Raw genomic sequence first — 6,686 nt, forward strand, 5'->3', positions numbered from 1 at the left:
TTTAAGCCTTTAATTCGCGACGAAGCGTTTCTGGTCGGTAAGCACCTGCAACAGTAGACCCAACTCTGGCTTCTGATCTTTCAGTTCATTGCCGCGATTGTCGTAAGCACGATAATTGCCGTTATTGTCCAACTGAATTGTCTGCGTTGGCGTCGTGATAATCAGTGAGCGCTCGCTACTGCTCGACACCCAATTATTGCTGCGACGAGCCGCGAACAGGTCTTCGCCCTGCGAGTAATCCGACGCGGAAGTAGTCACGTGGAGCAAACGCTGCATCAGCGTCGTCATTACATCTTCGTGCGCAGTCAGTTTATTTACCGTCTGCGCAGGCGTGCCCGGCCAATGAATCACCAGTGGAACTTCAATTTGCTGCGCATCCATCTGATTCTGTGACGCATTGAGGTCGACGCCTTTCGAACCGGTAATCACAACGACAGTGTTATTCAACACGCCTTTGGCCTCGAGGCTTTTCAGAACCTGAGCAATTTGTCCGTCAACCTCGCCGGCGCCTTGTTGATAACGGCGATTAATCGTAGCGATAGAGAGCGGGCGACCTTCTTTGCTCGGCTGCGTCGCGTCATTGGTGCCGTTAAAACTTAAATAAGAGAACCACGGGCGCGTGCCTCGGGTATTCAGCCACTGCTGCCATTGCTGAGTGGTCTGCGCATCATTTTGACGCATGGCAGGCGGTAGCGAGAAGTCTGAAAGCAGCGCCTGACGATACAGCGGACTGTTGAAACCGTCTGAGGCAAACAGGCCAAACTCGTAGTTCTGCTGCGCCAGCGAATTCATCAGCGCGGACGGTTTGCGCGAGGTAATTATGCCGGGCAAATAGGTTGGAGAGATGCCATAGAACAGGCCAAACAGGCCGGAATCGTCATCGCTACCCGAGCTGTAATGATGGGTAAAGTTAATATTGGTGCTGGCAAAGCGGCTCAGTTCGGGCATGCTTTTGCCGGTCGTTGAGGCATTTAAACCATTTACCACGATCATCAGCAGATTATAGTTGCTGCCTTTATCGCGGAAAGTAATCGTATTTAGCGGATATTCGACCGAAATAGCTTCGGGATCGCCTTGCTCTATCAGTCGTTGCTGATACACCTGAGCATCGAGCAGGCCGTGCTTCTCGAGGAATTTACGCGCCGTCATCGGATAGGAGAGCGGCAGGTTAGAACGCTGCATGGTGATCGGGCGATAGAAATTGGCATCGGCCCAGATGTACATCAGGTGCGACGCGAAGAAGCAGCAGATAAACAGCACGACAAGCGGCTTGGCAAAACTGCGTCGATTGAGGCTGCGCAGCTTCTGCCACGCCCAGGTTCCGACCAGCATCTCGACCAGAAAAATCGCGGGCACGCAGATAAACATCAGCTGCCAGTCGCGCGCTAAATCGGCCTGACCAGGGTTGACCACCAGCTCCCACACCACGGGATTTATATGCAGATGGAAACGGGTAAAGACTTCGGTGTCGACCAATAATAGTGTCAGGCCAATGGTGGCGAGAATGGCGGACAGGAATCGCAACAGCCGCTGGGACATCACCACAAACGTCAGTGGGAAAATAATCAGCAGATAAACCGCGAATCCGACAAAGCTGAAATGACCCAGCCAACTGACCAGCGCGTAGATCCTGCCTTCAAGCGAGGAGGGCCAGTCAGAAACAAATAGGTATCGGCTACCGAGTCCGAGACTAAGCAGAATATTGAAGAAGGCGAACCAGTGCCCCCAGCTCACCATCTGGGATACTTTTTCGCGATAGCGCGGACTATTTGTCACCATAACAAGGTTTGGCTGAATGTTGAATTAATGGGCTTTATCTTCTCTTATGGACGCCTGTAGGGCGTCGGCGAACGAACGACCCAGAACCTTACGCTGAGCTGGTGCGACGCTGGTATTGATAAGATTGGTCACCATATTACCCAGAACCATCAAAGAAAGGTCGGTTGGGGCGCGGTGTTTTTCCAGAACGGTGGCCAACTCTGACAGGAGTTGCTCAACTTGTTCGTCACTGTAACGGGATGATTGTGGCATAGATAAATGTGCTCAAAGCTTTACAAAGTCCAATATCTTAACGTATCACGGCACGAGTTTCCGCATTTTTATAATTCTAATCACGGCGGGTTAATGTTTACGCATGTTAGCAGAGATTTCAGCCCGTAAGGTTATGCGCTTGCAGCAGGCGGCCTTCGGTGTTTGAATACGCGGCGCAGGGGCAATCCCTAAACGAACAGGAGAAAATACCATGAGTCTGGATATCGAGCAGGTAGCTCTGCACCAGTTGAACAAACGCGACGAGCAGACGCTGGATGTTGTGCTGCGCGATACCCTTTTAACCCCGAACGCGGCGGTTGAAGAGATGATGGCCGAGCTGCATCGAGTGTATAGCGCCAAGAGCAAGGCTTACGGTCTTTTTAACGAAGAGAGCGAACTGGCCGAGGCGCTGCGCAGCTGTCGCAAAGGTGATGAAAACTTTTTGGGCTTTAGCCGCGCCGCGACAGGCCGTCTGCGCGACGAGCTGGCGAAATATCCTTTTGCCGACGGCGGCGTGGTGCTGTTTTGTCACTATCGCTTTCTGGCGGTCGAATATTTGCTGGTGGCCGTGCTGACCAGCCGCAGCAGCATGCGAGTTAATGAGCAGCTTGATGTCAGCAGCATTCATTATCTGGATATTAATCACGCCGATATTGTAGCGCGAATCGACCTGACCGAATGGGAAACCAACTCAGAATCAACGCGTTACCTGACTTTCCTGAAAGGGCGCGTGGGCCGTAAAGTCTCTGATTTCTTCATGGATTTCCTGGGCGCGTCGCAGGGGCTGGATGCCAAGGCACAGAACCGTGGGCTGCTGCAGGCCGTTGATGATTACTGCGCCGAAGCTCAGCTAGATAAAAACGAGCGCCAAAATTATCGTCAGCAGGTTTACACATACTGCAACGATCAGCTTCAGGCGGGCGAAGAGATTGCGATCGAAGAGTTGGCGCAGGAGTTACCGCCGCTGGGCGATAAGGATTTCAAACAGTTTTCGAACGATCAGGGCTACGAGCTGGAAGAAAGTTTCCCGGCCGACCGCAGCACGTTGCGTCAGCTGACCAAGTTTGCCGGCAGTGGCGGCGGATTGAGCATTAATTTCGATGCGTTGCTGATGGGTGAGCGTATTTTCTGGGATCCTGCGACCGATACTTTGACTATCAAAGGTACGCCGCCGAATCTGCGTGACCAGCTGCAACGTCGTTCTGGCAGCGGCAGCAAATAATCCCGACTTTTGATATCGAATCTCTCATTTTCATTCGAAACTCAAAAGCTTAGGCAATAAAAAACGCCGCATTAAGCGGCGTTTTTTATTGTTCTCGCGTAGGCGTCCCTATGCGCATCTACTCAGTTTGCGATTAAACGCGAACGAAGTCGATGTGAGCCAGTTTTGGCTTGAACGGGTGACGCTGTACAGCTTGAACTTTAACTTTGGTTTCTTTACCGTCGATAACCAGAGTAATTGCTTCGCTGTAAAATTCCGCTTTCAGTTCCTGGTTCTTTACAGAGTCATGGTCCAACTCGATAGAGATAGGTTCAGCAGAGCCACCGTAAACGATAGCTGGGAATTTGTTTGCTGCGCGCAGGCGGCGGCTCGCACCCTTACCCTGAGCAGTACGTACTTGTGCATTGATAGTAGTCATGTTTTTTCTCTAAATAAGAAAATTACTGTTACAGGCGACCCAGCAACAGGTGATAGATCTTCGCTTCGCACATGGCGAAAGCGGGCGGTATGTTACCGAAATATCCCCCTGACGGCAATGTTTAATCCCTCTTCGTGCAGGATATCTCTACCCGCGCAGCTCATAGGCGCGACGGAAGCGGCCCTGATAATCGAAGATTTTTTCACGGATCTGCCAGAATTTGCCCTTCATGCGCGCGACAACGAAATCGGGATGTCGCAGCAATGCCTGCTGCGCGATGATATCCGCCGCCGACTGCCATTTTAGTTCGATACCCGGCGCGCGCTGATGCGGACGCATAAAGTTGTGCAAAAATGCCGTTCGCTGGGCAGGCGTTTGCAAACGATAACGTTCGCTGGCGCTGGCACCGTCCTCATCGTAATAGGTGATTTTCAGCCATTCGCCTTTATCATCCTTACCCGTTTCGAGATTCATGCCGCCGCAGCGCAGCACCAGCGCATCTTTGAGCTTCTGCGCGGCCTTGAGCATGTCATCAGGATCAACCAGCACTTCCTGACACTGATGGCAACGACGGGCAGCGATATCATTTTCGGCGCCGCAGTGTGGGCAGCTTTTGAAACGAAAACGAAAATCACACTGTTCGCGGTTATCTTCGTCATCTTCCAGCACGCCCTGACAGCGACGGCCAAAATGCTCGATAATCGTGCCGTCGTCGGTGGTTTTTCCCCAGAAAATATTGGCAAATCCACAGGCAGGGCAGAATACCTGCACCGGTTTATTGTCGCTGGCACCTTTTGGGCTGCCCACTTCCGGGGTAAATAAATCGTGCGGATTGCCTGCGTAATCAAGGATTAAACAGTCCGTTTTGTCTGGCGCGAGACGCAAACCGCGACCGACAATCTGCTGATACAGGCTGACCGATTCTGTAGGACGCAGAATGGCAATCAAATCGACGTGCGGCGCGTCAAAGCCCGTTGTTAGCACCGACACATTAACCAGATAACGCAGCTCCTGACGTTTAAACGCGTTGATCAAGGCATCGCGATCTACGGCCGATGTTTTGGCGCTCACCAACGCCGCTTCACCCGCGGGCAAAAGTTTAAAGACTTCGCCCGCGTGTTCGACCGTCGAGCAGAAAATCATCGACCCTTTGCGATCTTTTGCGAAATCAATGATTTGATTAACAATGTGCGGCGTAATGCGCGCCTGCTGGCGCAGCTCGTTGTTAAGATCCGCTTCGGCAAACAGTCCGGCGCTGTTGGGCTGCAAACGGCTAAAATCATACTGCACCACCGGCATATCCAGCCGCTCCGGCGGCACCAGAAACTGATGCTTAATCATATAACGCAGCGGCAGCTCGTAAATACAGTCGCGAAACAGACTTTTTTGATCCCCGCGCACCATGCCCTGATAGTGATACTGATAAATCCAGCCTTTGCCGAGACGATAGGGCGTCGCCGTCAGTCCAAGCAGGCGCAGACGTGGGTTTTGCGTTCGAAGATGAGCGATGATTTGCTGATACTGACTTTTATCGTCATCGCTAATGCGGTGACATTCATCGATGATCAGTAACGAAAATGCGCTATCGAATTTGTCGAGATTAGGCGCGACCGACTGCACGCTGCCGAACACGACTTTGCCCTGACTCTGCTTGATGTTTAGCCCGGCGGCGAAGATATCGGCCTCAAGTCCGTAGGAAAGATATTTGCTGTGGTTCTGCGCCACCAGCTCCTTAACGTGAGCAAGCACTAAAACGCGACCGCGCGCCACCCTTGCCAGTTCGGCAATAACCAGACTTTTTCCCGCGCCCGTCGGCAGCACGATAACGGCCGGATCGTCATGTTTGCGAAAATGTTGCAGCGTGGCGTCAACGGCTTCCTGCTGATAGGGGCGGAGTGTAAAAGGAACAGCTTGCATGAGGGACTCGTCTTAAAAACCGGCATTCAGTATGCCAATAATTGGTCGTGAAGGCTAACCAGGCGCTCGAGAAAATTAGTCTGCAAACTTTTGGCAGATAGACGCGACAACGCCCGGCAAGGACCCTATAATAGCGGCTCTCATCGGCAGGCACGCCCTGCGTTTTCAAATGAAAATTCCTTCATCACCCTGCAGTTGCAGACTCTTGCGGCGGCGGGGTGTTGTGTTTTATCAAAGTGCGAACCGACTGTGTTCGCCCGGACAGGCTAAGTAGATTCAATGCGATTGGACAAGTTTTTATCTCAGCAGTTAGGCGTAAGCCGTGCGTTAGTCGCACGTGAGCTGCGTGCAAAGCGCGTTACCATCGACGGCGAAGTCGTCAAAAGTGGTTCCATGAAACTGACGCCGGAAATGAGCGTCGAATTTGATGGCAACGTGCTGGAGCAGATCACCGGTTTTCGTTATTTCATGTTGAACAAACCGCAGGGCTACGTTTGCTCGACGGACGATCCCGATCACCCAACCGTGCTGTACTTCCTCGAAGAACCGGTCGCCTACAAGCTGCACGCGGCGGGCCGTTTGGACATCGACACCACCGGTTTAGTGCTGATGACCGACGACGGCCAGTGGTCGCACCGCATTACTTCGCCGAAGCATCACTGCGAGAAAACCTATCTGGTTACCCTTGAGCATCCGCTCGCCGAAGATACTGCCGCGCAGTTTACCGCCGGTGTGCAGCTGCATAATGAAGACTCGCTGACTAAACCTGCGCAACTCGAGCAGCTCGAAGAGTGCGTAGTGCGTCTGACTATTAGCGAAGGCCGTTACCATCAGGTGAAACGTATGTTTGCCGCCGTCGGTAACCGCGTCGTGGCGCTGCATCGCGAACGTATCGGCGAGATCAGAATGGATGAAGATCTCGAGCTGGGTCAATATCGCGAGCTTACCCAAGAAGAGATCGCCTCAATCGTCGTGCCGCAGCGTCCTTGACGCTGTAGCGGCGTTGGCTGCGCGCACTTACCCGAATCACTTACCTGTGTAAGCTCATCGGGATTCGTTTGCTTGCCGCCTTGCCACAACGCCAATGACTTGGGCACG

General features: G+C 52.7%; 6 protein-coding genes. 2 read left to right on the forward strand and 4 right to left on the reverse strand.

The window, feature by feature from the left end; all coding sequences use genetic code 11:
- Positions 1-9 precede the first annotated feature (9 nt).
- Both yejM and SC206_RS16475 read right to left on the reverse strand, forming a co-directional pair.
- Complete coding sequence (yejM, locus tag SC206_RS16470) at positions 10-1,779, reverse strand: LPS biosynthesis-modulating metalloenzyme YejM (RefSeq protein ID WP_332738751.1); 1,770 nt, start codon at positions 1,777-1,779, stop codon at positions 10-12.
- Positions 1,780-1,803: 24 nt separating this feature from the next.
- Positions 1,804-2,031 carry a YejL family protein gene (locus SC206_RS16475; protein WP_017492806.1) on the reverse strand — a complete coding sequence of 76 codons (228 nt, stop codon included), beginning with the start codon at positions 2,029-2,031 and terminating at the stop codon, positions 1,804-1,806.
- A 211-nt stretch (positions 2,032-2,242) separates the two neighbouring features.
- On the opposite strand from SC206_RS16475, the gene yejK reads away from it, so the two are divergent.
- Positions 2,243-3,253: a nucleoid-associated protein YejK gene (yejK, locus tag SC206_RS16480; protein WP_332738754.1), complete on the forward strand. Its 1,011-nt coding sequence runs from the start codon at positions 2,243-2,245 to the stop codon at positions 3,251-3,253.
- Positions 3,254-3,386: 133 nt separating this feature from the next.
- Here the strand turns inward: yejK and rplY are convergent, their stop codons facing one another.
- The gene (gene rplY, locus SC206_RS16485; RefSeq protein WP_045047279.1) at positions 3,387-3,671 is read right to left on the reverse strand and encodes a 50S ribosomal protein L25; all 285 of its coding nucleotides are present in this window, start codon (positions 3,669-3,671) and stop codon (positions 3,387-3,389) included.
- 147 nt (positions 3,672-3,818) lie between these two features.
- Positions 3,819-5,588 carry a DEAD/DEAH box helicase gene (locus tag SC206_RS16490; RefSeq protein ID WP_332738758.1) on the reverse strand — a complete coding sequence of 590 codons (1,770 nt, stop codon included), beginning with the start codon at positions 5,586-5,588 and terminating at the stop codon, positions 3,819-3,821.
- 279 nt (positions 5,589-5,867) lie between these two features.
- Between SC206_RS16490 and rsuA the strand changes: the two genes are divergently transcribed.
- Positions 5,868-6,578 (forward strand): 16S rRNA pseudouridine(516) synthase RsuA, encoded by a 711-nt coding sequence (rsuA, locus tag SC206_RS16495; RefSeq protein WP_332738760.1) that lies wholly within the window; start codon positions 5,868-5,870, stop codon positions 6,576-6,578.
- Positions 6,579-6,686 lie beyond the last annotated feature (108 nt).

This window comes from Rouxiella sp. T17, assembly GCF_036663475.1.
Classification (GTDB): domain Bacteria; phylum Pseudomonadota; class Gammaproteobacteria; order Enterobacterales; family Enterobacteriaceae; genus Rouxiella.